This window comes from Streptomyces sp. NPDC001108 (assembly GCF_053598535.1).
The window spans coordinates 38764-62140 of record NZ_JBSFKL010000003.1; the positions used below are offsets into that span (position 1 = coordinate 38764).

Annotated in this window: 22 protein-coding genes; 8 read left to right on the plus strand and 14 right to left on the minus strand. The window is 73.8% G+C overall.

Annotated elements, in window-relative coordinates; all coding sequences use genetic code 11:
- Positions 1 to 13: 13 nt before the first annotated feature.
- On the minus strand, positions 14 to 757 hold the full coding sequence (locus tag ACWC97_RS08720) for an amino acid ABC transporter ATP-binding protein (protein WP_450648260.1): 744 nt from the start codon (positions 755 to 757) through the stop codon (positions 14 to 16).
- Positions 758 to 904: 147 nt separating this feature from the next.
- Positions 905 to 1345 carry a DUF6278 family protein gene (locus tag ACWC97_RS08725; RefSeq protein WP_352280472.1) on the minus strand — a complete coding sequence of 147 codons (441 nt, stop codon included), beginning with the start codon at positions 1343 to 1345 and terminating at the stop codon, positions 905 to 907.
- Between the two features lie 534 nt (positions 1346 to 1879).
- Between ACWC97_RS08725 and ACWC97_RS08730 the strand changes: the two genes are divergently transcribed.
- Positions 1880 to 3064 (plus strand): Cmx/CmrA family chloramphenicol efflux MFS transporter, encoded by a 1185-nt coding sequence (locus tag ACWC97_RS08730; RefSeq protein WP_352280222.1) that lies wholly within the window; start codon positions 1880 to 1882, stop codon positions 3062 to 3064.
- Positions 3065 to 3221: 157 nt separating this feature from the next.
- Here ACWC97_RS08730 and ACWC97_RS08735 read toward each other — a convergent pair whose 3' ends face one another.
- The 4 genes from ACWC97_RS08735 to ACWC97_RS08750 all read right to left on the minus strand — a co-directional run bounded on the left by ACWC97_RS08735 (position 3222) and on the right by ACWC97_RS08750 (position 8021).
- Positions 3222 to 4001 carry an exodeoxyribonuclease III gene (locus ACWC97_RS08735; RefSeq protein ID WP_352280221.1) on the minus strand — a complete coding sequence of 260 codons (780 nt, stop codon included), beginning with the start codon at positions 3999 to 4001 and terminating at the stop codon, positions 3222 to 3224.
- A gap of 48 nt (positions 4002 to 4049) precedes the next feature.
- The gene (locus ACWC97_RS08740) at positions 4050 to 4715 is read right to left on the minus strand and encodes an MBL fold metallo-hydrolase (protein WP_352280220.1); all 666 of its coding nucleotides are present in this window, start codon (positions 4713 to 4715) and stop codon (positions 4050 to 4052) included.
- 12 nt (positions 4716 to 4727) lie between these two features.
- Positions 4728 to 6002, minus strand: coding sequence for a bifunctional 3-oxoadipate enol-lactonase/4-carboxymuconolactone decarboxylase PcaDC (gene pcaDC / locus ACWC97_RS08745; RefSeq protein WP_352280219.1), 1275 nt, complete (start codon positions 6000 to 6002; stop codon positions 4728 to 4730).
- Positions 6003 to 6098: 96 nt separating this feature from the next.
- The gene (locus tag ACWC97_RS08750; RefSeq protein ID WP_450648263.1) at positions 6099 to 8021 is read right to left on the minus strand and encodes an FUSC family protein; all 1923 of its coding nucleotides are present in this window, start codon (positions 8019 to 8021) and stop codon (positions 6099 to 6101) included.
- A 505-nt stretch (positions 8022 to 8526) separates the two neighbouring features.
- Here ACWC97_RS08750 and ACWC97_RS08755 point away from each other — a divergent pair.
- Entirely contained in the window at positions 8527 to 9648 is a 1122-nt protein-coding gene (locus ACWC97_RS08755) for a hypothetical protein (protein ID WP_450648265.1), read from the plus strand.
- Positions 9649 to 9808: 160 nt separating this feature from the next.
- On the plus strand, positions 9809 to 10267 hold the full coding sequence (locus ACWC97_RS08760; RefSeq protein WP_352280216.1) for an SRPBCC family protein: 459 nt from the start codon (positions 9809 to 9811) through the stop codon (positions 10265 to 10267).
- 113 nt (positions 10268 to 10380) lie between these two features.
- Here the strand turns inward: ACWC97_RS08760 and ACWC97_RS08765 are convergent, their stop codons facing one another.
- Entirely contained in the window at positions 10381 to 10731 is a 351-nt protein-coding gene (locus tag ACWC97_RS08765; RefSeq protein ID WP_352280215.1) for a hypothetical protein, read from the minus strand.
- A 34-nt stretch (positions 10732 to 10765) separates the two neighbouring features.
- The gene (gene ctaD, locus ACWC97_RS08770) at positions 10766 to 12451 is read right to left on the minus strand and encodes an aa3-type cytochrome oxidase subunit I (RefSeq protein WP_392280238.1); all 1686 of its coding nucleotides are present in this window, start codon (positions 12449 to 12451) and stop codon (positions 10766 to 10768) included.
- Between the two features lie 518 nt (positions 12452 to 12969).
- Between ctaD and ACWC97_RS08775 the strand changes: the two genes are divergently transcribed.
- Entirely contained in the window at positions 12970 to 14640 is a 1671-nt protein-coding gene (locus tag ACWC97_RS08775; RefSeq protein ID WP_352280225.1) for a sensor histidine kinase, read from the plus strand.
- A 157-nt stretch (positions 14641 to 14797) separates the two neighbouring features.
- Here ACWC97_RS08775 and ACWC97_RS08780 read toward each other — a convergent pair whose 3' ends face one another.
- Entirely contained in the window at positions 14798 to 15511 is a 714-nt protein-coding gene (locus ACWC97_RS08780; protein WP_352280213.1) for a response regulator transcription factor, read from the minus strand.
- Positions 15512 to 15783: 272 nt separating this feature from the next.
- Between ACWC97_RS08780 and ACWC97_RS08785 the strand changes: the two genes are divergently transcribed.
- A complete protein-coding gene (locus ACWC97_RS08785; RefSeq protein ID WP_450648268.1) occupies positions 15784 to 17082 on the plus strand; it encodes a globin domain-containing protein in 1299 nt (432 codons plus the stop codon).
- On the opposite strand, the gene ACWC97_RS08790 is transcribed toward ACWC97_RS08785, so the two are convergent.
- The 3 genes from ACWC97_RS08790 to ACWC97_RS08800 form a co-directional block, all read right to left on the minus strand.
- The gene (locus tag ACWC97_RS08790; RefSeq protein WP_352280211.1) at positions 17033 to 17704 is read right to left on the minus strand and encodes a vitamin K epoxide reductase family protein; all 672 of its coding nucleotides are present in this window, start codon (positions 17702 to 17704) and stop codon (positions 17033 to 17035) included. The genes ACWC97_RS08785 and ACWC97_RS08790 overlap by 50 nt on opposite strands.
- On the minus strand, positions 17701 to 18180 hold the full coding sequence (locus ACWC97_RS08795; RefSeq protein WP_352280210.1) for a hypothetical protein: 480 nt from the start codon (positions 18178 to 18180) through the stop codon (positions 17701 to 17703). Before ACWC97_RS08795 ends, ACWC97_RS08790 begins: the two co-directional genes overlap by 4 nt.
- A 278-nt stretch (positions 18181 to 18458) precedes the next feature.
- Positions 18459 to 19949, minus strand: a complete 1491-nt coding sequence (locus ACWC97_RS08800; RefSeq protein WP_352280209.1) for a bifunctional phosphatase PAP2/diacylglycerol kinase family protein — start codon at positions 19947 to 19949, stop codon at positions 18459 to 18461.
- On the opposite strand from ACWC97_RS08800, the gene ACWC97_RS08805 reads away from it, so the two are divergent.
- Together ACWC97_RS08805 and argB are read left to right on the plus strand one after the other, a co-directional pair.
- Positions 19948 to 20433, plus strand: coding sequence for an immunity 49 family protein (locus tag ACWC97_RS08805; protein WP_450648270.1), 486 nt, complete (start codon positions 19948 to 19950; stop codon positions 20431 to 20433). The two genes, ACWC97_RS08800 and ACWC97_RS08805, sit on opposite strands and share 2 nt — an antisense overlap.
- 76 nt (positions 20434 to 20509) lie before the next feature.
- On the plus strand, positions 20510 to 21331 hold the full coding sequence (gene argB, locus ACWC97_RS08810) for an acetylglutamate kinase (RefSeq protein ID WP_385216177.1): 822 nt from the start codon (positions 20510 to 20512) through the stop codon (positions 21329 to 21331).
- Between the two features lie 40 nt (positions 21332 to 21371).
- Here the strand turns inward: argB and ACWC97_RS08815 are convergent, their stop codons facing one another.
- Together ACWC97_RS08815 and ACWC97_RS08820 are read right to left on the minus strand one after the other, a co-directional pair.
- Entirely contained in the window at positions 21372 to 21878 is a 507-nt protein-coding gene (locus ACWC97_RS08815) for a GNAT family N-acetyltransferase (RefSeq protein WP_450648273.1), read from the minus strand.
- Positions 21879 to 21883: 5 nt separating this feature from the next.
- Complete coding sequence (locus ACWC97_RS08820; protein WP_352280206.1) at positions 21884 to 22093, minus strand: MbtH family protein; 210 nt, start codon at positions 22091 to 22093, stop codon at positions 21884 to 21886.
- A gap of 111 nt (positions 22094 to 22204) precedes the next feature.
- Between ACWC97_RS08820 and ACWC97_RS08825 the strand changes: the two genes are divergently transcribed.
- Positions 22205 to 23344: an alpha/beta hydrolase-fold protein gene (locus ACWC97_RS08825; RefSeq protein ID WP_450648275.1), complete on the plus strand. Its 1140-nt coding sequence runs from the start codon at positions 22205 to 22207 to the stop codon at positions 23342 to 23344.
- Positions 23345 to 23377: the final 33 nt, after the last annotated feature.

A 23377-nucleotide genomic window follows, 5' to 3' on the forward strand; every position in this document is an offset into this window, starting at 1 on the left:
ACGCAACCCCCCGTCAGTGCTTGAGGATCTTGGACAGGAAGTCCTTGGCGCGCTCGCTCTCCGGAGCGGTGAAGAACGCCTCGGGGGTGCGGTCCTCGACGATGCGCCCGTCGGCCATGAAGACCACGCGGTTGGCGGCGGACCGGGCGAAGCCCATCTCGTGCGTGACGACGACCATGGTCATCCCGTCCCGGGCGAGCTGCTGCATCACCTCCAGCACCTCGTTGATCATCTCCGGGTCGAGCGCCGAGGTGGGCTCGTCGAAGAGCAGCGCCTTGGGGTCCATGGCGAGGGCGCGGGCGATGGCGACGCGCTGCTGCTGGCCGCCGGAGAGCTGGGCGGGGAACTTGTCGGCGTGCGCGGCGAGTCCGACCCGTTCCAGCAGTTCACGGGAGCGCCGGTCGGCCTCGTCCTTCTTCCGCTTGCGGACCTTGAGCTGGGCGAGCGAGACATTGGCGAGCACGGTGCGGTGCGCGAACAGGTTGAACGACTGGAAGACCATGCCCACTTCGGCCCGGAGCTCGGCCAGGCCCTTGCCCTCCTCGGGAAGAGGTCTGCCGTCGATCGCGATCCGGCCGGACTCGATGGTCTCCAGCCGGTTGATGGTCCGGCAGAGCGTCGACTTGCCGGATCCCGAGGGGCCGATGACCACCACCACCTCCCCGCGGCCCACGGTGAGATTGATGTCCCGCAGTACGTGCAACTGCCCGTAGTACTTGTTGACGTCCCGCAGTTCGATCAACGGATCGACGGCCATACGCTGCCCTACCCACTTTTCTCCGTACCGAGGTCAGCGCAAACTATCCAGCCCGAAAAGGGACTTCGCCCCCGACACGCATGAACAGGCCATAAGGCGTCTTATGTGCTTGTCGTCGCATGCCTGCCGAAAATGACGGGACGGCCCTCAGCCTTCGGCGGATTCCGAGTACACCTGCGAGAGCTCCGGGCTGCCCGCCATCGCCCACTCCAGACCGGCCCCGACCACGTCGATCTCCCGCCCGGAGGCCAGCCGCACCACGGGCTGACCGCCGGGCCGGATCCCCCAGACCGCGCCGGGGACGGTCCGCACCAGGACCGTCCCGAGGTACAGCCCGGCGTCGTTGCCCAGCCAGGGCAGCTCCTCAGGGTCGTCGCGCCAGCGCGGCGGCAGCTGGTCGAGCGCCGCCAACGACGCCGGGCTGTCGTCCAGTCGGAGCCCGCGCTGCTCCGCCCGGACCCGGAGCAGCTCGCACTCGGCGAGGAGTTCCGCCACCCCGTCGGGGTCGTCCGCGAACGCGGCGGCGAGCCCCGTCTCCTCCACCTTGCCGTGCCGCTTACGCCAGTTGTCCAGGAAAGGGATGTTCATGCCACTCAGGGTCGCACTCCGGCCGCGCCGGACACCACAGGGCGCGCGGCCCGACGTCCCCGTACCGGGGTGCGGGGACGGGCGGCCCCGGAGGTGGAGGCGGAACGTTCCGGGCTGGTACCTTCGTGCGCATGTCCAGCCCCGAGTCCGACAGAGGCTAGGGCCTTTCGTTTGGGTCAGGCCGGATCAGTGAGCGGGGTCCGGTGCGTGCGATCGCAAGGCGGAGGAGGGAGTCGACGCGGAGCGTCGGCGACCGACGACAACGCGGCGAGCGTGCGTGCCGGGGCACGCGAGCCCCGGCATGATCCAAACGAAAGGCCCTCACCACCGGTCCGCCGGTGGCCGATGCGCTGTCGCCAGGCCATCGCCGCAGGACCACCTCCGTGTGGGCCCGCGTTCCTCCCGTGCGCATCCGCCGGGTCACGTCCGTGAACGTTCCGGACGTTCTTCCGCGTTGCCGTCCCGTTCCCTCGGGGCGGGTGCGGGCCCACACCCCTGTTCGGTCCCTCCGTCGGTCTTCCATGGGGTTTCTTCATGCCATTCGCCGTATACGCGCTCGGGCTCGCCGTCTTCGCCCAGGGCACGTCCGAGTTCATGCTGTCCGGTCTGCTCTCGGACATCGCCACCGACCTGCACGTGTCCATCCCCGCCGCGGGGCTGCTGACCTCGGCCTTCGCGGTCGGGATGATCGTCGGGGCGCCCTTGACGGCGCTCTTCAGCCGGAACTGGCCGCGCCGCAGCGCCCTGGTGTTCTTCCTCTGCGTCTTCTGTGCCGCCCATGTGGTCGGCGCGCTCACCCCCGGGTACGGGCTGCTGCTGGCGACCCGGGTCGTCGGAGCGCTGGCCAACGCCGGATTCTGGTCGGTGGCCCTGGTCACGGCGGTCTCCCTGGCCGGTCCCGGGGCACGCGCCCGCGCCACCTCCGTGGTGGTCGGGGGCGTGACCCTCGCCTGTGTGGCCGGGGTGCCCGCCGGTGCGCTGCTGGGCGGGCACTGGGGGTGGCGGGCGGCGTTCTGGGCCGTGGCCCTGGTCTCCGTACCGGCCGTTCTCGTGATCGCGAGGAGCGTGCCCGCGGGGCGGCCGGAGTCGGAGCCGGTGCCCGTCCGGGCCGAGCTGCGGGCCCTCGCCGCCCCGCGTCCGCTGCTGACCCTGCTGACGATGGCGCTGGTGCAGGGCGCGACGTTCTGCGCGTTCTCCTACGTCGAACCGCTGGCCACCCGGGTCACCGGGCTGGACCCGGCCTGGGTGCCCGGACTGCTGGCGCTCTTCGGGGCGGGCTCGTTCCTCGGCGTCACGGCGGCCGGCCGGTTCGCCGACGGCCGGCCGGTCGCCTTCACCTCGGGCGGGCTGGTGGCGCTGGTAGCGGGCTGGGCCGCGTTCGCCCCGGCCTCGGGCAACACGTACGCGACGGTGGCGTTCGTGCTCGTCATGGGGATGCTCGCGTTCGGCACCGGTACGGCGCTGATCTCCTGGGTGTTCCGGCTGGCTCCGGATGCGCCGACGCTCGCCGGATCGTTCGCCACGGCCGCGTTCAACGTGGGCGCCGCGCTCGGCCCCTGGCTGGGCGGGCTGGCCATCGACGCGGGGCTCGGCTTCCGGGCACCGCTGTGGGTCAGCGCCCTGCTGACGGCCCTGGCCCTCGCGCCCGCCCTGCGGGTCATGGCCGGGGCACGGGCAGGGGCGGGAGCCGGGGCGAACGCCGGGGCTCCCGCCGCCTGACCAACGGGATCGTGTGCCCCGCCCGGCGCTGAACGGGCGGGGCCGTCCTCGGTCGCAGCAAGCAGCCAGCAAGCGGGATCAGGGACGGGAACCACGCTAGCCCCGGGCACTGACAACGGCCCGGACAGCGGGCCCGGAGCGGCCCCGTGCGGTGGGCTCAGACGCCGAGGTCCACTACCACCGGGGCGTGGTCGGAGGCGCCCTTGCCCTTGCGCTCCTCGCGGTCGACGTAGCTGTCCTCGACGGCGGCGACGAACGGGGCGTTGCCGTAGACCAGGTCGATCCGCATGCCCTTGTTCTTCGGGAAGCGCAGCTCGCGGTAGTCCCAGAAGGTGTACGGGCGGTCGTACTTGAGCGGGCGCGGCATCACGTCGGACAGCCCCTCCTCGCGCAGCGCGGCGAGGGCGGCCCGCTCGGCGGGGGTGACGTGCGTGGCGCCCACGAACAGCGCCGGGTCCCAGACGTCCTCGTCGGTCGGGGCCACGTTGAAGTCGCCGAGCACGGCGAACGGCCGCGTGCCCCCGGCGTCCTCGGCGACCGCCTTGCGCAGGGCCTCGAACCACCGGAGCTTGTACGCGTAGTGCGGGTGGTCGACCTCGCGGCCGTTGGGCACGTAGACCGAGCAGACGCGGACCGGGCCGCAGGTCGCCGAGATCGCCCGGGGCTCCAGCGCCCCGTCGTACTCCGGGCCGCCCGGCAGCCCCTCGACGACGTCGGCCAGGCCGACGCGGGAGAGCAGGGCCACCCCGTTCCACCGGCCGGTGGCGTGGACCGCGGACTCGTACCCCGCCTCGCGGAGCGCCTCCGCGGGGAACTGTTCGGCGGTGCACTTGGTCTCCTGGATGCACAGCACGTCCGTGCCGGTGCGCTCCAGCCATGCCAGCAGCCTCGGGAGCCGGGCGGTGATCGAATTGACGTTCCAGGTGGCGATGCGCATGTACGTAAACCTAGCGGTTGGCACCGACAGCCGCCGGACCGGCGGCGGTCACAGGCCGGTCGACTCGCCGGGGGCCAGCCGGCCGTGGTCGGCGGGGGCCAGCGCGCCGATCTGGGTGTCGTAGATCGGCCGGGCGAGATCGGTGAGCAGGGCGTCGTGGATGTCGATGGCGCGGCGCGGGGCGACCTCGCGCACGTAGTCGATGACCTCGGAGATCTTGTTCCAGGGGGCCATCACCGGAACCATCAGCGTGTCGACCGGCCGGTCCGGGACGGTGAGCGCGTCGCCCGGGTGGAAGAGCGCGCCGTCCGGGCCGTCGACGAGGAAGCCGATGTTGGTGATCCTCGGGATGTCCGGGTGGATCACCGCGTGCAGTTCGCCGTGGACCTGTACGTCGAAGCCCGCCGCCGAGAAGGTGTCGCCGTGGCCGACGGTGTGGACGCGGCCGGGGAAGGCCGCGGCCAGCCGGTCGGCGACGCTGCGCAGGGTCCAGAGCTCGGCGGCCGGGTCGGCCTCCAGCGCCGCGCGCAGCCGGCCCTCGTCGAAGTGGTCGGGGTGCTCGTGCGTCACCAGCAGCGCGTCGGCACCGGCGGCGGCGTCCGGTTCGGAGAAGGCGCCCGGGTCGATGACGAGCGTGCGCCCGTCCTTCTCCAGCCGGATGCAGGAGTGGATCTTCTTGGTCAGCGTCGGCTGCGCGGGGTTCACGGCGTCCATGGGCCCATCCTGCTACGGCCGGGGCCGGGTTTCCTCCTGGATCACGGTCTGGGCGACGGAGAAGGCGGCACCGGCGGCGGGGACGCCGCAGTAGACGGCGGTCTGCATCAGCACCTCCTTGATCTCGGTCGGGGTGAGGCCGTTGCGCAGCGCGGCCCGGACGTGTGCGGCCAGGCTCTCCAGGTGGCCGGAGGCGACCAGGGCGGTGAGGGTGACGCAGCTGCGGGTGCGCCGGTCCAGTCCCTCCCGGCTCCACACCTCGCCCCAGGCGTAGCGGGTGACGAGCTCCTGGAAGTCCTCGGTGAAGTCGTCGGCGGCGGCCAGGGCGCCGTCCACATGGGCGTTGCCCAGCACCTCGCGGCGGAGCTTCAGCCCGGGTTCGTACGGGTCGGGCCGTCCGGCGCCGTCCGGGGGCTGCGGCGTAGCGGCGGTGATCTCCGCGACGGGCAGCACGGGGGCGGAGAGTTGCGGGATGGGTGCCGGTACGGGGATGGCGGCGAGGGTGTCCTGCCAGGCCGTGGAGAAGTGGGTGAGCAGGAGGTCCGTGACGGCGGCGGGCTGCTCGACCGGGGCGAGGTGGGAGGCGCCGGGGACCAGGGCGAGGCGGGCGTCGGGGATGCCCGCGACCAGGGTGCGGGCGTCCCCGGGTCCGGTGACCCGGTCCTCGGAGCCGACCAGGACGAGCGTGGGGGCGGTGATCCGGCCGAGCTCGCCGCGGATGTCGAAGGAGGCGAGGGCCTCGCAGGCGGCGATGTAGCAGCCGGGGTCGGTGGTGCGGACCATCTGGACGGCCCAGTCGACGATGGCCGACTGGGCGGCGGCGAAGCCGGGGGTGAACCAGCGCTCGGGCGCGGTGCGGGCCATCGGCTCCAGGCCGTTGGTGCGGACGACGACGCCGCGCTGGCGGAACTCGTCGGCGCTGCCGAACCGGGGCGAGGCGCCGATCAGGGCCAGGGAGGCGACCCGGTGCGGGTGGCGGAGCGCCAGCTCGGCGCCGATCGCGCCGCCGATGGAGCAGCCCGCGTACCCGAAGCGCTGGACGCCGAGGCCGTCGAGGGTGGCGAGGAGGCGGTCGGCGAGGTCGCCGACGGCACCGGCGGGACGGGCCGGAGCGCCGCCGTGGCCGGGCAGGTCGTAGCGGAGAACTCTCCAGTGCGGGGTGAGCTCGGGTATCTGCCGGTCCCACATGTGCCAGGACGTGCCGAGCGACGGGCCGAGGACCAGGATCGGCGCGTCCTCGGGGCCGTCGAATCGGTACTGGAGGGTTTCAGTCGTCTTCTCACTCACCCTTCCACGCTCCCATATCGCGCCCCCGGTCCTCCCTCCAGGGCCGAAAGCCCCTGCGGGAGGACCCGGCGGAAGGGGAGGAACCGGCATCGGGTCCTACGGCGACGCGGGCGGACGGGCCGGACGAGGGGGGACGGGGTCCTCCAGTGCCGAGCGCAGCGCCGCCAGCCGGGTGTGCAGTTCCGCGTGGTGGTGCGGGTGCGGGGTCTCCAGGCGGGGCGGGATCGCCGCCCGGAGTCCGGACGTACCGGGGAGGTGTGCGTGGGTGGCTCCGGCCAGGGTCCGCAGGAAGGCATCGACCCGCCCGCCGTCCTCGGGAGCCGGTGGTGCGGGCGGGGTGAGGCGGTCCCACACGAGCAGTCGGCGCACCGCCAGTACGGCGGGCCACAGCCGGTCCGCCGTACTGGTCGAACGGATCTCCTCCGCCGGGACCGCGGCGTGCATGGCCCATAGTTCGGTCATCCGCTGCCACGCGGCCGCGGCGGCTGCTTCCCCGGCCGCCCCCGTACGCAGATGTTCCCCCAGGGCGTCCCCCGTCGCGGCCACGGCGTTCGACACGGAGAGGCACACCCTCCGGCGGGGCACGCCGCGCACGAACAGGGCCGCGGCCACGCCGAGCGCGAGGCCGAGGGTCAGGTCGAGGGCCCGAAAGGCGGCCAGTCTGCCGAGCCCGGAGGTGGGAGAGGCCGCGTCGATCAGCAGCAACGCGACCGGGGTGGCCAGCATCGTACGTACGGACAGGGCTGCGGGAGGCAGCGCGCGCGTGATCGCGTGTGCGGCGGCGGCCACCGCCACGGTCGCCCAGGTCCCCGGCTGGTAGGAGTGGAAGACAAGGGCTGTGCCCCCGACCCCGGCCAGGGTCCCGGCGAAACGCGCCTCCGCCCGCTGCGCGGGCTGCTGTCCCGGACCGCCCTGCAGTACGGCGGCCGCCCCCACGGCGACCCATGCCGGATGCAGGAGCGGAAGCACGGCGCCCAGCGCGGTTCCCACCGCCACGGCCAGCCCGACCCGGAGCGCCACCGTAGGGGCGGAGGAGGAGCGGGACAGCATGTGGCGCAGGTCCGCGGCCACGCTCCGGTGCGGGGGAAGCGGCAGGGGCCCGGGCCCTTGTCCGGGCTGCGGCAGCCCCGGGGAGGATTCCCGGCCGGCCTTTCGCATGGCCGCCGGTCCCTCGGTACCGGACCGGCCGAGGTCCGGCTCCCTGCCCGCCCCGATCTCGTCCGCGGCGGTGCGGAGCCAGGAGGCCGGACCGGCCGGCATCGGGCTTCCACCCCGTTCCCCCGTGCTCTGCGCCGCGTCCAGGACAACCTCCAGCCTCTTCATGAAGGCGTAGAGCCGCATGCGGCGGGCCGGAGGCGACCCGGGCCGCCGTCCCGTGCGGGCGTCGTCCAACGCCGCCCACGCCGAGTGCACCGCCGTGCAGGCCTGTCGCTGCGCGGCGATGAACTCCCGTGACAGGCCGTTCCGTTGTGCGTCCTGCTCCGTGCCGCCGCACCTGTCCACGAATGCCGCCACGGATCGGAACGCCGCCGAGACGGCCCGTTCCTCCGGCCGGAACGGCCGTGTCAGCCACCCGGACATGCCCGACACCCAGGACACGGCTGTTCCGAGGGCGAGGCATCCGGCCTGGATCGCTGTCTCCGTGAGGCCGGTCGGTGGCAGGAAGGCCGCCATCGCGGCGACCAGGACGACGAAGTAGCTTCCCGGACCGCTCGGATGCAGCGCGTGGACGAACAGCGTCGACACGACGGCGACGACGGAGAGCACCGCCACCATCGCCCATGCGTTGCCCTGTGCCAGCCCTCCCACGGCGAAGGCCACGACGAAACCCATCGACAGCGCGGCGAGCAGCGGGCCCCGGCGGGGATAGGGATCGCGGGCTCCATAGGCGTCGACGTAGCAGCCGATCGCGGTGAAGACGCCGTAGTGGATCCCGGCGACCGCGGTGACCGTACCCACGGAAAGCCCGAAGGCGACCAGCGCCCGCACGGCACGTCGCCCGCTGAATCGGCCCGTCACGCGCCATCCCTCCGGGGCCCGTGACGGGCGACGGAACCCAGGGCGCGGGCGAGGGCGCGGCTGTCCGGGGAACCGTGGCCGGGCAGCGGACCCGGGGAACCGGCGCCACCCACGCTCAACACGGCCTCCGGTCCGCGAGGCGCTCGACCACGTACTCACGCGCCCCGTCCGTACTCCGACCGATCCGGCCCACCGGTCGGTGGAACCGTCCCGGCCCCGGATGTCCAGCCTGCTCCGCCAACGTCGATCCGCCCTTCCGCTCCAGCGACACGCGGCGCCCACGCACGGCGCCGGCACCGATCCGGGTGACCGTGGCTCCCACCCACGGCGCACGGACCGCTCGTTCCTCCGGCCGTGACCGCGCATCAGGCGGTTCCCGACCACCCGCAGGCGGCCCAACGACTGATCCGCCCAACCGTCACCCACACCGCACCGCGGACCGCGCGGCCCGGTGTCCGGGGCACGTCGTACTCTTCCCCGAGTCCATCTGCTCCGGGAGATCCGTATGTCCGCCCGTGCTCGGCTCCGTGCCGTCGTCCCCGCTCCTCTGCCTCCGTCCCAGGCCGGTCCGCCGGAGATCACGGGGCGGCCCGGGCACCGGATGCTCGTCCAGCGCTGCGACGACGAGGTCGTGGCCCGCGCCCTGGACGACACCTTCGCCGCACGTCCGGGGCCGGGCATCCGCTTCCCCGCGCCGTGGCCCCGCCGCCGCGGAACGTGGGAACTGGCCCCGGACGCGAGCCTGGCGGTCTTCGCCGGGGTTCATGCCGTGCGCGCGGTGGAGCCGTCGGGCGTCGTGCGGTGGGAGGTCCGCCACGGGTGCTGGTACGGCGCGTGCCGGGACGCGCACGAGTCGTACGCCGAGTACGCGGACCGGCGGGACCATCGGTACCCGGAGAGCGGGTCCGTCGGCTTCTCCGCGGACGGCCGACTCGTCTGGGCCCATGTACGCGGCCCGTTGCCCGGCGGAGAGCCGAGCCCCGACACGGTCGACGAGTGGCTGGTCATCGACGCGGGGAGCGGGCATGTGCTCGCCCGTGCCGACGCCGAAGCCGCAGCGGCGGGGAGCTTCCACTTCCCCCACCCGGCCGATCCCCACCAGATGGGGCTGAGCATCGGCGAGGGCCAGGACGGAGCACCGCTGCGCTGGGGCAGGTGGGACGGGAACGCGCTGGCCGTGGACTGTCTGGACGACGACCTGTGCCTGCTGCACCTCAGCCCCTCGGGCGACCGGCTCATGACCGTCTCCCACGCCCAGGGCTCCCTCGCCGTACGGGATTCCGGGGGCGCCGTCGTGGCCGGGCTGGAGTGGGACGCCGAGGCTGCGGTCCCCCCGCACCCCGGTGCTCCCACCGACGACGAGGACGGGCCGGGCGCCTGCTGGGACTGGGCCGGAGGCTTTCTCGACGAGACCACCCTGCTCGTCTCGACCACCGAGAGCGACGACGAGTGGGGGCAGGGCCGGCACTGGCTGGTCGACACCACGGAGTCGGGCGGACCCGTGCCGGTCGGCTACCCGTTGCCGGTCTCCGGCGAGCCGACCGCGTTGGGCGGCGGCGCCTGGACGACGCTGTCCCCGGGCCGCGACGTTCTCCACGTCTGGGAGCTGGACGGGCCGGAAGGCTGATCCCGGGCCGGAATCGATCGCACGGCCCGACCGGTTCGGCGAGCACTCCACGCGCGGGCCGGGAGCGCGTACGGCGACACGCGGGCGGCCACGGGTGCCGGGGCGGCGCGCTCCCGGTAGCGTCGGGCGGGGGCCGTCCCGACGGAGAGAAGGCGTCGCAGTGTCCCGGAACCGCCGCTTGATCCTCAGCCCGCCGTCCACCGTGTGGGACCTGCTGGCCGACGGCAGCCGGTACGGGGAGTGGGTCTCGGGGACCCAGCGGATCATCGCCGTCGACCCGCACTGGCCCGAGGTCGGTGCCCGGCTGCGGTTCCGGGTGGGCCTCGGCCCCGTCACCCTCGACGACACCTGCACCGTCCGCATCTGCGACCCCGGGCGCCGTCTGGAGCTGGAGGCCCGGGCGTCCCCGTTCGGCGCGGCCCGTATCGCCATGAACCTGATCCCGTGGGGCGGGAACACCCTCTTCCTCCTCGAATGGCATCCGCTGCGGGGCCCCGGTACCCGGATGCACGGACTCCCCGTCGACTACCTCGCCTCCATCCGCAACGGCATGATGCTGACGAAGCTCGCCCGGATCGCCGTCCAGGAGGGCGACGGCGCCACCGTGCCCAGGCCCTGACCGGCCGCCGGCCCCATCGGCACCCGGGCCGCCCCGAGGACGCGGGAACCCCCGCCGGGACCGTCCGGCGGGGGTTCCACGGCTGTCGCCTGCCGTGCGTGTCTCGCTTTCGTCTATGCGTCCTCCCTGCTCCCGGCGGCCCGTACCGGGAAGAGCGTGGACCAGCGGGCCTCCTCCTCGCGCTGCTCCCGGGCCCGCAGCAGCCGGGACCGGACGGCCAGGCAGATCACCGCGGTGACACCGGCCACCGCGGGCAGGACGGCCAGGCCCGGGGCCACGGACAGGAGCAGCAGGAGCGGGGTGAGGGGCACCGTGCCCCAGCCGGTCAGAACGGCCGCCGCCGCGGGCCGGCGCGAGCGCGGCCGGTCCGGACCGGCCCGGAGGTCGAGGTAGGCGGGCAGGTACCAGACGTTTCCGGCTGCGAGGAGTACGAGGACTCCTCCCGCCAGCACTCCGTGGGACATCGGTGGCACTCCTCGGGAAGCGGTGCGGGGCGGGTCAGTGCGAGGCGGATTCGAGGGCGGTGATCTCCGGGTGGTGGAGGTCGAAGGCCGGGGATTCGCTGCGGATGCGGGGCAGGGAGGTGAAGTTGTGCCGGGGCGGCGGGCAGGAGGTGGCCCATTCCAGGGAGCGGCCGTAGCCCCACGGGTCGTCGACGGTGACCTTCTCGCCGTACTGGCTGGTCTTCCAGACGTTGTAGAAGAAGGGCAGGAACGACAGTCCGAGCAGGAACGACCCGATGGTGGAGAGGGTGTTGAGCGCGGTGAATCCGTCGGCGGCGAGATAGTCGGCGTACCGGCGGGGCATTCCCTGGGCGCCGAGCCAGTGCTGGACCAGGAAGGTGAGGTGGAATCCGGCCGTCAGCGTCCAGAACGTTATTTTCCCGAGCCGTTCGTCGAGCATTTTTCCGGTGAACTTCGGCCACCAGAAATGGAATCCGGCGAACATCGCGTACACGACCGTGCCGAAGAGCGTGTAGTGGAAGTGCGCGACGACGAAGTACGAGTCGGAGACGTGGAAGTCGAGCGGCGGCGAGGCCAGGATGACGCCGGTCAGTCCGCCGAACACGAAGGTGATGAGGAATCCGGTGGTCCAGAGCATCGGGGTCTCGAAGGAGAGCGACCCCTTCCACATCGTGCCGATCCAGTTGAAGAACTTCACCCCGGTCGGTACGGCGATCAGGAAGGTCATGAACGAGAAGAAGGGGAGCAGCACACCGCCGGTCACGTACATGTGGTGGGCCCAGACGGTGACGGAGAGGCCGGCGATGGCGATCGTCGCGGCGACCAGGCCGATGTAGCCGAACATCGGCTTGCGGGAGAAGACGGGGACGATCTCGGAGACGATTCCGAAGAACGGCAGCGCCAGGACGTAGACCTCGGGATGGCCGAAGAACCAGAAGAGGTGCTGCCAGAGCAGGGCGCCGCCGTTGGCCGGGTCGAAGATGTGCGAACCGAATTTCCGGTCCATTTCCAGGGCGAAGAGCGCGGCCGCCAGGACCGGGAAGACCAGAAGGATGAGTACGGCGGTCAGCAGTACGTTCCAGGTGAAGATCGACATCCGGAACATGGTCATTCCGGGGGCGCGCATGCAGATGATGGTGGTGATGAAATTGACCGCGCCGAGAATGGATCCGAATCCGGAGAGCGCCACGCCCATGATCCACATGTCGGCGCCGATGCTCGGGGAATGCGTGGCGTCGGAGAGCGGGGCGTACGCGAACCAGCCGAAGTCGGCGGCGCCCTGCGGGGTGAGGAACCCCGCGGCGGCGATCAGCGAGCCGAAGAGGAACAGCCAGTAGGCCAGCATGTTCAGCCTCGGGAACGCCACGTCGGGCGCGCCGATCTGGAGCGGCATCAGCCAGTTGGCGAATCCGGTGAACAGCGGCATCGCGAAGAGCAGCAGCATCACCGAGCCGTGCATGGTGAACGCCTGGTTGAACTGCTCGTTGGAGATGATCTGCGTCCCGGGACGGGCGAGCTCGGCGCGCATCACGAGCGCCATCACACCGCCGACGAGGAAGAACAGGAACGCGGTGACGAGGTACAGCGTGCCGATCTGCTTGTGGTCGGTCGTGGTGAGCCACGAGACGACGATCCGGCCGCGGGAGCGGCGGCCGGGCCGGTCGGGGCCGGGGGGCAGGGGCCCTTGTGCGGGGGCTGCCGGGCTGCCCTGCTTTTCCATTGCGTCCACCGGACCGTGTCCTCCAGCTCTTGCGTTCCACGAGCGCTCCCCCGCCGTGCGGGGCGTGGGGAGCGGTCGGGAAGGTCCGGTGGATCACGGGGGACGGGCCGGACCTTCCCGGCCGCACCATGCTGGTCCCGGCGCCGGAACGCCTCCAGGGACCGACGGGTACCGTTCACCGGGACGACCGGCCCTACGCGCGGGGCCCCGGGCGGCCGACCGGCCCCACCACCCGGCCCCCGGGTTACGCGGGTGCGGCCGGGGGCCGGCCGGGCGGCTGCCGTAGGCTGACCGTCCGTGGACCGGTTCCAGCCCCGCGGTGATCCGGTGAGCGATCCCCCGGCACACGGACCCTGAGAGCGGCACCCCGAATGACAGAGACAGCACCCACGGCGCCCGGCTCCCCCGGTGAAGTCCCCTCCCCCGCGCCCCCGCACGGCTCCCGCTGCCCGGTCTCCGGGGCGTCGGCCGCGTCCGTCGCCCCGGCCGCCTGGCCGCAGCCGAGCCGGCCGGACCGGATGCGCGGACTGCTGGACGCGGTGATGAGCCTGGGGCGGGGTCTGGAGCTGCCCGAGGTGCTGCGCGGCATCGTGGAGGCCGCGGTGACGCTCACCGACGCGGAGTACGGGGCGCTCGGCATCATCGGGGACGGGCAGAAGCTGCTGGAGTTCCTGACGGTCGGCATATCGGAGCCGACGGCCGCCGAGATCGGCCAGACGCCGTGCGGGCGGGGCATCCTCGGTGAGCTGATCCACCGTCCGGAGCCGCTGCGGCTCACCGATCTCAGCAGCCATCCGCGCAGTTTCGGCTTCCCGCCGCACCATCCGCCGATGCGCACCTTCCTCGGGGTGCCGATCCGGGTCCGGGACGAGGTCTTCGGCAATCTGTACCTGACCGAGAAGCGGGGCGGGGCGGACTTCGACGCCGACGACGAGTCGCTGCTGACCACGTTGTCGATCGCGGCCGGGGTCGCCATCGACAACGCCCGGATGTACGACGAGAGCCGCCGCCGGGAACGGCGGCTGGAGGCGCTCGGCGAGATCACCCGCAGCCTGCTGTCGGGGACGGACGCCGACGAGGTGCTGCATCTGATCGCCGAGCGGGCGATGGAGGTGGCGGGGGCCGACCGGGCCGCGATCCTGCTGCCGACGCCGTCCGCCGCCGCGCCCGGGACCGGGGAGGGCGCCGACACCCGGCTGACCGTCGCGGTCGCCCACGGCCGGGACGCCGGGCGGGTCATGGGGCGGTCCGTCCCGGCCCGGGGGTCGCTGGCCGGGCTCGCGGCCCGTACGGGTACGCCGGTGCACTGCGCGGACGTGACGACCGATCCGCGGGCCCATCCGTTCGGCGACGGGGCCGAGGACGGGCTCGGGCCGGTGGTGGCGGTGCCGTTGCGGGTCGACGCGGGGGCGAGCGGGGCACTGCGGCTGGGGCGGCCGGCGAACCGGCCGCCGTTCGACGAGACGGAGATCGCGCTGGTCTCGGGCTTCGCCGACCAGGCGGCCATCGCCCTGGAGCTGGCCCGCGGACGGGCCGAGTCCGAGGAACTGGCCGTGATGCACGACCGGGACCGGATCGCCCGTGATCTGCACGACCTGGCGATCCAGCGGCTCTTCGCGACCGGGATGACCCTACAGAGCACCACCCGGGCCATCGCGGACCGGCCGGGCGCGGCGGAGCGGGTCAGCCGGGCGGTGGACGACCTGGACACAACGATCCGGATCATCCGGTCCACCATCTTCGATCTGCGGACGGCGGAACGGGCGGGGCGCGGCGGGCTGCGGCACCGGATGGCGGAGACCGCCCGCACCGCGGCGGCCGCCCTGGGGTTCCAGCCCTCGCTGCGGATCGACGGGCCGGTCGACACCACGGTCCCGGACGAGTTGGCCGAGCACCTGGTGGCGGTGGCCGCCGAGGCGGTCTCCAACGCCTCCCGGCACGCCCGCGCCACCCGCATCGGGATCGAACTCGTCGCCGACGAGGCGGTGGTGGCCCTGACCGTCACGGACAACGGCGCCGGGATCCCGGCCGGCGTACTGGCCGCCACCGGTTCGGGACCGGTGGCCGGGCGCTCCGGCGGGCTGGCCAACATGCGGACCCGGGCGGAGCTGTGCGGCGGCTCGCTCTCCGTGGAGCGGCCCGGGGACGGCGGCACCCGGATCGTCTGGCGCGCGCCCCTGCACGACTGAGGGCCGTCCCGCCGTCCCTGACGGATCGCAGGACGGAGTACGCCCGCACGCTGGAGGCGTGCGGGCGTTCCGACAGCGCGGCGAGGTGCCGGAGCGGCCGTCGCCCGCCCGTCAGGGTCACGGGACGGCCCGTGGGCCCCGCCGGGGCGCGGTCCCGTCAGCCCCGGCGTTCCTTGACCCGGCCGACGAGCATCGCGGCCTGGATGCGGCGGCCCACGCCCAGCTTGGCGAGGATCGAGGAGATGCGGTTCTTGACGGTCTTCTCGGCCAGGAAGAGCCGCTCGGCGATCTCCCGGTTGGTGAGCCCCTCGCCGATGAGGTCGAGGATCTGCCGCTCCCGGGGGGTGAGTCCGTCGAGCTGGGCCTCCTCGGACGGCTCGGCGGGCGGCTGCTGCTCGGCGCCGCGCAGCCGCTCCATGACCCGGGCGGTGGTGCGCGGGTCGAGCATCGAGCTGCCGGAGGCGACCCGGCGTACGGCGGTGATCAGGTCGGCGCCGTTGATCTGCTTGAGCACATAGCCCGCCGCCCCCGCCATGATGGCGTCGAACAGCGCCTCGTCGTCGTCGAAGGACGTCAGCATCAGGCAGGCCAGCTCGGGCATCAGGGCGCGCAGCTCCCGGCACACCTCGATCCCGGCGTGGTCGCCGCCCTGGTCGTCGCCGAGGCGTACGTCCAGCACGGCGACCTGCGGCCGGGTGGCCGGTACCCGGGCCAGTGCCTCCCGGGCGGTGGACGCCTCGCCGACCACCTCGATGTCGTCCTCGGCCTCCAGCAGATCGCGCACTCCGCGCCGTACGACCTCGTGGTCGTCGAGGATGAAGACGCGTACGGGGGCCGTGGACGGTACGGGGGCCGGGGGCCGGGTGGTCATGCTCGGTGCGGGATTCGCGAACTCACTCACATCAGGCTCGATCGGTTCGGGGAGAGGGCCGGGACCAGTATGTGCCCGGCTCCGGGGACGGTTCGAAGGGGGTGCGAAGGCACGGTGAACGGCATCTGAACAGGGCCGAAAGGCCCTGTGGCCAGGGGCCGGTCAGCGGGTGGACCCCGGTGCCATACTGACGCCGCCAAGATCGTCCGGGCGCTCGCGGACGTCTCTCTTCCGGCCACCCCCACTGCGCTGCACCAAGGAGAACCCGGCCCATGAACACCTCCGGCGAGGACTACCACGCACTGCTCGCCCGGCACGACGCGATGCGGCTGCGACGACGCATCCTGGCCCCGGCCGACAGCCGTACGGACCGCTGGACCGCCGAGGCACCCCGGGCCTACGACGGCACCGCCGACCAGCTCCTGATCAGCGACGCGCTCCCGCTGGTGGGCCCGGTGGACGAGCTGATCGCGGACCTGTACCGGATCCTGTTCGAGCGGCATCCGTATCTGCGGGCGCTGTTCCCAAAGTCGATGGCGTTCCAGCGCGACCACCTCGCGTCGATCTTCCACTACCTGATCGGCAATCTGCACCGCACCGACGAACTGATCCGCGTCTTCCGCCAGTTGGGACGCGACCACCGCAAGCTCGGGGTGCGCCCCGCGCAGTTCGCCGCGTTCGAGGAGGCGCTCGTCGAGGCGCTGCGGCTGCGGGCCGGGATCCGGTGGACCGGTGCGCTGGAGGACGCCTGGCTGCGGATGCTGAACCTGGCGGTCTCCGCGATGGTCCGGGGCGCCGACGAGGCGATCTCCGAACCGCCCAGCTGGGAGGCGACGGTGGTCGCGCACGAGCTGCGCGCCCCCGGTCTCGCCGTGCTGCGGGTCCGCCCGCACCAGCCGTACGCCTTCGAGGCCGGGCAGTACGCGTCCCTGGAGTCGCCCCTGCTGGAGCAGGCCTGGCGCCCCTATTACCTGGCCCGCGCCCCGCACCCGGACGGCGAGCTGGAGTTCCACGTACGGGCCCGGAACGCCGGCGGGGTGAGCGACGCGCTGGTGCACGGTACGCGGGTGGGCGGCACCGTCCGGATCGGGGCGCCGCGCGGTGCGCTGGTCCTGCCGGACCACCTGCTCTCGGCCGAGCTGCTGCTGCTCGCCTCCGGCACGGGCTGGGCCCCGATGAAGGCGCTGCTCCAGCGGATCGACGCGGACCGGTCGGGCGTGCACCGGGTACGACTGCTGCTGCTCCGCGGCGGTCCGGGGAGTGCGGGCGAGGAGCTGTACGACGCGGCGGCCCTGGAGGCGTTCCGGCGCGACCGGCCCTGGCTGACCGTCGTCGCGGCGGACGCCCCGGGGGCGCTCCTCGGGGAGACCGGGGCGCGGTCCCCGGCCCGGCAGCACGCCTTCGTGGCGCTCTCCCCCGAGGCCGCCCCGGCCGGTGCCGGGCGGGAGGCCGCCGCCCGGCTGGCCGCCGCCGGGATTCCGCAGGCGCACCTTCATCTCGACACCGCCGACAGGGGCGCGGTCACAGGAGGCTCCGCCAGTACGGCCAGAACCGGACTGCTATCAGCATGACCACGGCCAGGCACCAGGTCACCGGCACCACCAGCGGGAACTCCAGCACCGCCGCCACCAGGGCGCGCGGTGCCCGGAGCACCCCGTGGCGCAGGTTGTGCACCGTGGTGTGCCAGAACACGAAGATCGTGACCGCCCAGACGAGCATGCACCACAGGCACAGGGCGCCGATCTCGTACAAGGCCTGGGTCATCAGCCACATGCAGAAGCCGACCCCCAGCAGGGCACCGAGGTTCAGCCCCAGCCAGTACCAGCGCCGGTAGCGGGCCCCGGCGAGCAGCCCGGCGCCGGTGGCCAGCACCACCGCGAAGCCGATCAACCCGATGAGCGGGTTGGGGAAGCCGAAGACCGATGCCTGGTCGCTGGTCATCACGCTGGTGCAGGACACCACGGGGCTGAGCGAGCAGGCCGGTACGAAGCCGGGGTCGACGAGGAGTTCGAACTTGTCGACCGTGATGACGAACGAGGAGAGCAGCCCGAGCGCGGCGGTGACGATCAGCAGCCAGCCGAATCCGCGCCGCGCTCCGGCGCACTCCTCGTCGTGGGCCGTGTCCCCGGGCCCGTCCGGGCACGCCGTGGTGTCCGCCCGGCCCGCCGGTACGTCCTCCCGCAGCCGGTTCACCGTCGCCCCCGTGCCGAACCGGCCGGCCAGACGACCTCCACCGCGATGCCGCGCGCCCGGGCGAACGCGACCAGGTGCGCGGTGGCGTCCTCGCCGTCCGAGGGCGATCCGTCCCACACCGCGAGGACCGTCCGGCAGGCCGCCACCAGCCGCTCGTCCGCGCCGACGCAGGCGTCCCGGTCGGTCGGGTCGAAGGCCAGCAGCCGCACCTGCTCGGCCAGGACCAGGAGTTCACCCGCGGCCGAGCGGTCCGGCTCCGGCAGCGGGGCGGGCACCGCGCCCTGCGACGGCAGCAGCACCGTCAGCTTCCGTCCCGCCTCCCGGGCGGCCCGCCCGAACACCACCGGCAGTCCGGCCCCGGCCCGCACCAGGGCGGCGGCGCCCTCCGCCAACCGGTCCAGCCGCGCTCCGAGTTCGGCCTCCACCAGCTCCAGGGTCCGACTGCCGAGGTCCCTGTGCCCGACGACTGCGATCACGATGCTTCCCTCCCGCGCGCACCTGCGGCGCGCGACGCAACGCAGTGAACGCGGCGCGGGGCCGCCGCGACTAGGGCCGATCGGCCCCTGAGCAGCGATTCCTCGTCCCGCTCCGGCACCCGGGCGCCGTCCCGCCCGCCGCGGACGGGGCCGGTTGCCGCCGCGTCCCCGACTCCCGCCCGGGTAGCCGGCCCCTGCGCCGACACGCTCGGCGCCGCGAGCGGGTACGGCCGCGGCGGGGGCCGAGGAATCCCCGGTCCGCCGCCACGGCCTCTCCGTCACAGAGCCGCGGGGCAGTACACCACGAGCGCTTCGTTCAGCTTGTCGATCGTCAGCTCCGTGCCACTGTGGGCCACTTCACCGTCGTACGCGTACGGGGTCCCCGGCGTCAGGCCGGTGATCCGTACCCGGTGCCGGCGTACCGCCGCGTGGACGGGGGAACGCGTCAGCGGACCGGCCACCGCCGCTGCCAGCAGGCGCAGCCCCGGGGTGCGGCCGCCGTGGATCGCCCTGACGTCCAGCAGGCCGTCCGCCAGATTGTGCCGCCGCCCGGGAGCGGGTCCGACCCGCTGGAAGAGCCCGTTGCCCACGAACAGGAGCCACAACGGCCGCCGCTCTCCCCGCAGCTCGGCCGTGAGCGGGCTCCGGCCGCGCAGCACTTCGAAGGCCGCGAGGATCCCCGCGGGCCAGCCGCCGATTCGAGGCGACCAGCGCTCCCGGATCCGCACGAGCTCCGGATAGACCCCCAGGCTGAAGGCGTTGAGGAAGTAGCCGTCCGCTCCCTCGGGGCCGGGCCGGAACCTGCCCAGGTCCACCTTGACCGCGTCCCCCGAGGCGAGGGCGGCCGCCGTGTCGTCCACCGTCTCGATGCCCAGGTCGTACGCGAAGTGATTGAGTGTTCCGCCGGGGAAGACGGCGAGCGGAATCCCGTGCTCCGCCGCGACGGACGCCGCCAGGTTCACCGTGCCGTCGCCTCCGCAGACCCCCAGCACCCGGGCCCGGTCCGCCGCCTCGGCCATCGCCTTGGGCAGGTCGCCGGGCGCGCACTCCATGATCTCGGCCAGCGGCAGCGCCTCGCGCACCGTCGAAGCGGTCGCGGTGGCGGTGCCGGACTCCCGGTTCACCACGACGACCAGGTCCTCGCCGTCGGGCAACGACGGGACCGTCGCCGGTGGACGGCCCGGCGCGGGCAGTTGTCCCCGGGTCGGAACGACGCCGCGCAACGCGAACGCCGCCCCGACGCCGAGCACCGCACCGGCCAGCACATCACCCGGATAGTGGACGCCCGTGTAGACGCGGGAGGCGGCCACGGCCACCGCGACCGGGGCGACGACCGCTCCCCAGCCCTTCGACTCGAGGGCGACGCCCGTGGCGAAGGCGGCCGCGGACGCCGCGTGCCCGGACGGGAACGACGTGGTGAACGGCTGCCGCTTGAGCTGCCGCACCGCCGGAACCAGATCCAGTATCGGCCGCTCCCGGCGCACCGTCCGCTTACCGACGGTATTGATAGCGGCCGAGGCCACGGCCAGTGACGCGACTCCGCGCACCGCCGCCCGGCGTGCCCGGGCGCTGCCGCCCAGTGCCGCCATGCCGGCCGCGGCGCCGAACCAGAGAAGCCCGTGATCGGCGCTGCGGCTCAACCGTGGCAGCACCTGATCGGCGCCCGGCCAGTGCCGGCCGGCGACCCGTTGGAACAGGGCGAGGTCACGGCCGCGCATCAGATCACGCAGTCGTGCGGGGAAGGCGAGGGCGCTGCTCGAAGTAGACATGAACCAGCGCATACCCGACCTGGCGCCGCTGAAGCACCGGACACGCCGACGCGCGGGCGGCGGGGCACCGGTGACGACTCCGGCCCCGGACCCCGTGGACGACACCCGGCCGACCGGGGACGCACGCCGCCACCTGCTGGAGAGCTCCCTTAAGGTGGCGCGGAGACCGGACGGCCGGACAGGGGGAGCAGCGCGGTGCGGGTGGAGCGACATCAGGTGGACGGGGCCGCCGTCCGGGCGGCGCTCGGGGATTTCCCGGGCCGCATCGGGGGCCGGGTGCGGTCCCTTCGGCCTGGCGCTCGCCTACGCGCTGGAGGCCCACCGGGACCAGTACCTGATCGCCGACCGGGCCGACGACCCGGATGGGGCCCTCGACCTGGACATCCTCGCCCTGGCCTGCCTCGCGGTCCGTCGCGGCTGGTCCGTACGGGTCGAGTCCGCCTACCTTCCCCGGGACCTCCTCCGCGCCGCCGAGTCCTCCTGACGCTCTCCGGGCGCCCTCCTGACGAGGGAACAGCTGACCCCCACCCAAGAAACTTAGGTGAGGCTAAGCTAATTTCATGGATACGGTGCGGGGCGGCGCGGTCGTCGTCAAGTTCGGCGGCAACGCCATGGTGGACGCGGAGCTGAAGCGGGCCTTCGCCCGGGACGTCGTGGAGCTGTGGCGCGCCGGGCTGCGCCCGGTCGTGGTGCACGGGGGCGGCCCGCAGATCAGCGCGATGCTCGAACGGCTCGGCCTGGAGTCCCGGTTCGAGGCGGGGCTGCGGGTCACGACCCCGGAGGCCATGGACGTGGTGCGGATGGTGCTGAGCGGCCGGGTCCAACGGGAACTGGTCGGCCACATCAACGACCACGGCCCCTACGCCGTGGGCATGACCGGCGAGGACGCGCACACCCTGACGGCGGTGCGGCGACCGGCCCTGGTGGACGGCCGGCCGGTGGACATCGGCCTGGTCGGCGAGGTCGTGGACGTCAACCCCGGCATGGTGCGCACCCTGTTGGACCGGGGCCACATACCGGTGGTCTCCCCCGTGGCACGCGGTACGGACGGGGAGGTCTACAACGTCAACGCGGACCTCGCCGCCTCGGCGCTGGCCGTGGCCCTGGACGCGGAGCGGCTGGTGGTACTCACCGATGTGGCCGGGCTGTACGCCGACTGGCCGCACAGCACCGAGGTGATCGGGCGGCTGACGGCCGACGCCCTGGCCGCCCTGCTCCCGGGGCTGGCGAGCGGGATGCTGCCGAAGATGGAGGGGTGCCTGCGTGCCGTGCGCGGCGGGGTGCGTACGGCGCAGGTGCTGGACGGCCGGGTGCCGCACGCGGTGCTGCGCGGGGTCCTCGACGGGGATGGCTCCGGCACCACGGTGATCCCGGGCGGCTGACCGGCGTGCGGCGCGCAGGGGGCGCCGCACGCCGGTGCGCTCAGAGCGTCCGGGCGAGAATCCGCGCGCCGCGGCGGGGGTCGAGCGCACGCGCCCAGGAGGGCGGCGCCAGGTGCGCGGCCACGGGCGCGAAGCCGTGCCGGTGGAACAGCTCCCCGCCGCCGGTGGTCGCCGTGAACAGGGCGCCGAGCGACTGGGCACGCGCCCGGTCGAGCACGGCGCGCAGCAGTGCGGCGCCCACTCCGGCCCCCTGGCGGTGCCCGGCCACGCAGAAGTTGTAGACGACGCCCACCGGCCCCGCCTGCGCCGGGTGCACCCGCAGCGCGACGGCACCCTCGACCGGGCCGCCGGGGGGCCGCACCACCAGGAAGTCGGCGGCGCGGACGGCGTAGAGCGGTCCGGGACGCTCCCGCAGCGCCCCGGACCGGACGAACGGCCGGGAGAGCGCGGCCAGTTCGGCGGCTTCCTCCCGGCGTGCCGGGCGCACGGCGCACACCGCACCGGGCCGGGATCCGGCGGTGGCGGCATTGGTCACGGCGGTCCGCACCGCGCTCATTCTCCGGCGGTCGCGAGGGAACGGGGGCGCAGGTCCGTCCAGTTGGCTTCGACGTACTCCAGGCAGGCCGCCCGGTCGTGTTCGGCGAGTGCCACCGTCCACCCTCCGGGCACCTCGGCGAAGGACGGCCAGAGCGAGTGCTGGCCCTCGTCGTTGACGAGTACCAGGAAACGGCCTTCGGGGTCGTCGAACGGGTTGGTGCTCATGATGTCGATGCCTCCTCGGGCCCAACGGTGCGCCGACGGACGTCCGTTGGGCTTGTGCCGGACGGGATTCGGGGATGGAAGACTCACGCCTTGTTAGGTTAGGCTCACCTAATGCACGATGAGCCTAGCTCCTCCCCCGCCCCCTCACAAGCGGCCGTTCCCGCACCCGGTGGACACGGCCCCTTCGCCCCGTTCGGGCTGTCCGGCGAGGCCGGCACGGACGCGTTCTGGACGGCGGCGCGTTCCCCGGTGTCCGTCCCGGACGGCGACGGCGGCTGGCGGACCCTGTTCCTGTGGCGCGGCTCCGAGGCCGTCGTCGACTTCGAGAGCTGGTCGCCGCCGCTCCCGCTGCGCCGTCTGGCCGGTACGGACTGCTGGTACGCCGAGGTCCGCATGCCCGCGCGGCTGCGGGTCACCTACCGCGTCCTGGCCGACGGGGCCGCCCACGCGGACCCGCTCAACCCGGCCGGTGCCGGGGCGGACCGGTCCCTCGCCGCGACCCCGGACGCCCCGGCCCAGCCGCACTGGCCCGTGGTCGGCGCCGACGACGTGCCGCCACTGCCCCGCACCCGGCTCCGCTGGACCGGCGGCCGGCCGGGCGGGCGGCGCACCGCGCGGGTGCACCCGGTGGGCGGCGGCGGGCCGGTGGTGCTGCTGCTCGACGGGGACGACTGGCTGTATCTGCACCCCGCGACGGCCGCGTTCGAATCGGCCGTCGCGGCGGGCGACATGGAACCCGTCACCCTGGTCTTCCTGCCCGCCAAGGACCGCGCGACCGAGTACGCCTGCCGTCCCGGGCTCTGGGAGGCGGTCGGCGGTGAACTGCTGCCGCTGCTCGCAAAGTCCGGTGTGCCGGCCGATCCGGACCGGCTCGTCGTGGCCGGGCAGAGCCTGGGCGGGCTGAGCGCGCTCTACGCGGCGCTGGAGTTCCCCGGTCTGGTCCGGCGGATCGCCGTCCAGTCGGCCTCCGTGTGGTGGGCCCCCGGGGCTGCGGAGTCGGCGGACCCGCTGGGCGGGCCGCTCGGCGGGGCCCTCGCCGAGCGGCTGCGCGGGGGGCCGGACCTGTCCGGGCTGCGGTGCGCCTTCGACGTCGGGGAGCACGAGCCCCGGATGCTCCCGCACTGCGAGGTGGTGGAGGAGCTGACGGCGCGGGCCGGGGCGGCGGTCCGGGTCTCCCGGTCCGCCGCCGGCCACGACCGGGCGGGCTGGCGCCACGCCCTGCTCAGGGACGTGGCCTGGGCCCTCGGCTGACACCGCCGGGGCCGGTCGCGTCCGGTGACCGGC

What these genes read in the sequence shown, in the direction of transcription:
- ACWC97_RS08720 (WP_450648260.1), bottom strand. Translation starts at nt 757, where the DNA reads ATGGCCGTCGATCCGTTGATCGAACTGCGGGACGTCAACAAGTACTAC.
- ACWC97_RS08725 (WP_352280472.1), bottom strand. Translation starts at nt 1,345, where the DNA reads ATGAACATCCCTTTCCTGGACAACTGGCGTAAGCGGCACGGCAAGGTG.
- ACWC97_RS08730 (WP_352280222.1), top strand. Translation starts at nt 1,880, where the DNA reads ATGCCATTCGCCGTATACGCGCTCGGGCTCGCCGTCTTCGCCCAGGGC.
- ACWC97_RS08735 (WP_352280221.1), bottom strand. Translation starts at nt 4,001, where the DNA reads ATGCGCATCGCCACCTGGAACGTCAATTCGATCACCGCCCGGCTCCCG.
- ACWC97_RS08740 (WP_352280220.1), bottom strand. Translation starts at nt 4,715, where the DNA reads ATGGACGCCGTGAACCCCGCGCAGCCGACGCTGACCAAGAAGATCCAC.
- ACWC97_RS08755 (WP_450648265.1), top strand. Translation starts at nt 8,527, where the DNA reads ATGTCCGCCCGTGCTCGGCTCCGTGCCGTCGTCCCCGCTCCTCTGCCT.
- ACWC97_RS08765 (WP_352280215.1), bottom strand. Translation starts at nt 10,731, where the DNA reads ATGTCCCACGGAGTGCTGGCGGGAGGAGTCCTCGTACTCCTCGCAGCC.
- ctaD (WP_392280238.1), bottom strand. Translation starts at nt 12,451, where the DNA reads ATGGAAAAGCAGGGCAGCCCGGCAGCCCCCGCACAAGGGCCCCTGCCC.
- ACWC97_RS08775 (WP_352280225.1), top strand. Translation starts at nt 12,970, where the DNA reads ATGCGCGGACTGCTGGACGCGGTGATGAGCCTGGGGCGGGGTCTGGAG.
- ACWC97_RS08780 (WP_352280213.1), bottom strand. Translation starts at nt 15,511, where the DNA reads ATGACCACCCGGCCCCCGGCCCCCGTACCGTCCACGGCCCCCGTACGC.
- ACWC97_RS08785 (WP_450648268.1), top strand. Translation starts at nt 15,784, where the DNA reads ATGAACACCTCCGGCGAGGACTACCACGCACTGCTCGCCCGGCACGAC.
- ACWC97_RS08805 (WP_450648270.1), top strand. Translation starts at nt 19,948, where the DNA reads ATGAACCAGCGCATACCCGACCTGGCGCCGCTGAAGCACCGGACACGC.
- ACWC97_RS08800 (WP_352280209.1), bottom strand. Translation starts at nt 19,949, where the DNA reads ATGTCTACTTCGAGCAGCGCCCTCGCCTTCCCCGCACGACTGCGTGAT.
- argB (WP_385216177.1), top strand. Translation starts at nt 20,510, where the DNA reads ATGGATACGGTGCGGGGCGGCGCGGTCGTCGTCAAGTTCGGCGGCAAC.
- ACWC97_RS08820 (WP_352280206.1), bottom strand. Translation starts at nt 22,093, where the DNA reads ATGAGCACCAACCCGTTCGACGACCCCGAAGGCCGTTTCCTGGTACTC.
- ACWC97_RS08825 (WP_450648275.1), top strand. Translation starts at nt 22,205, where the DNA reads ATGCACGATGAGCCTAGCTCCTCCCCCGCCCCCTCACAAGCGGCCGTT.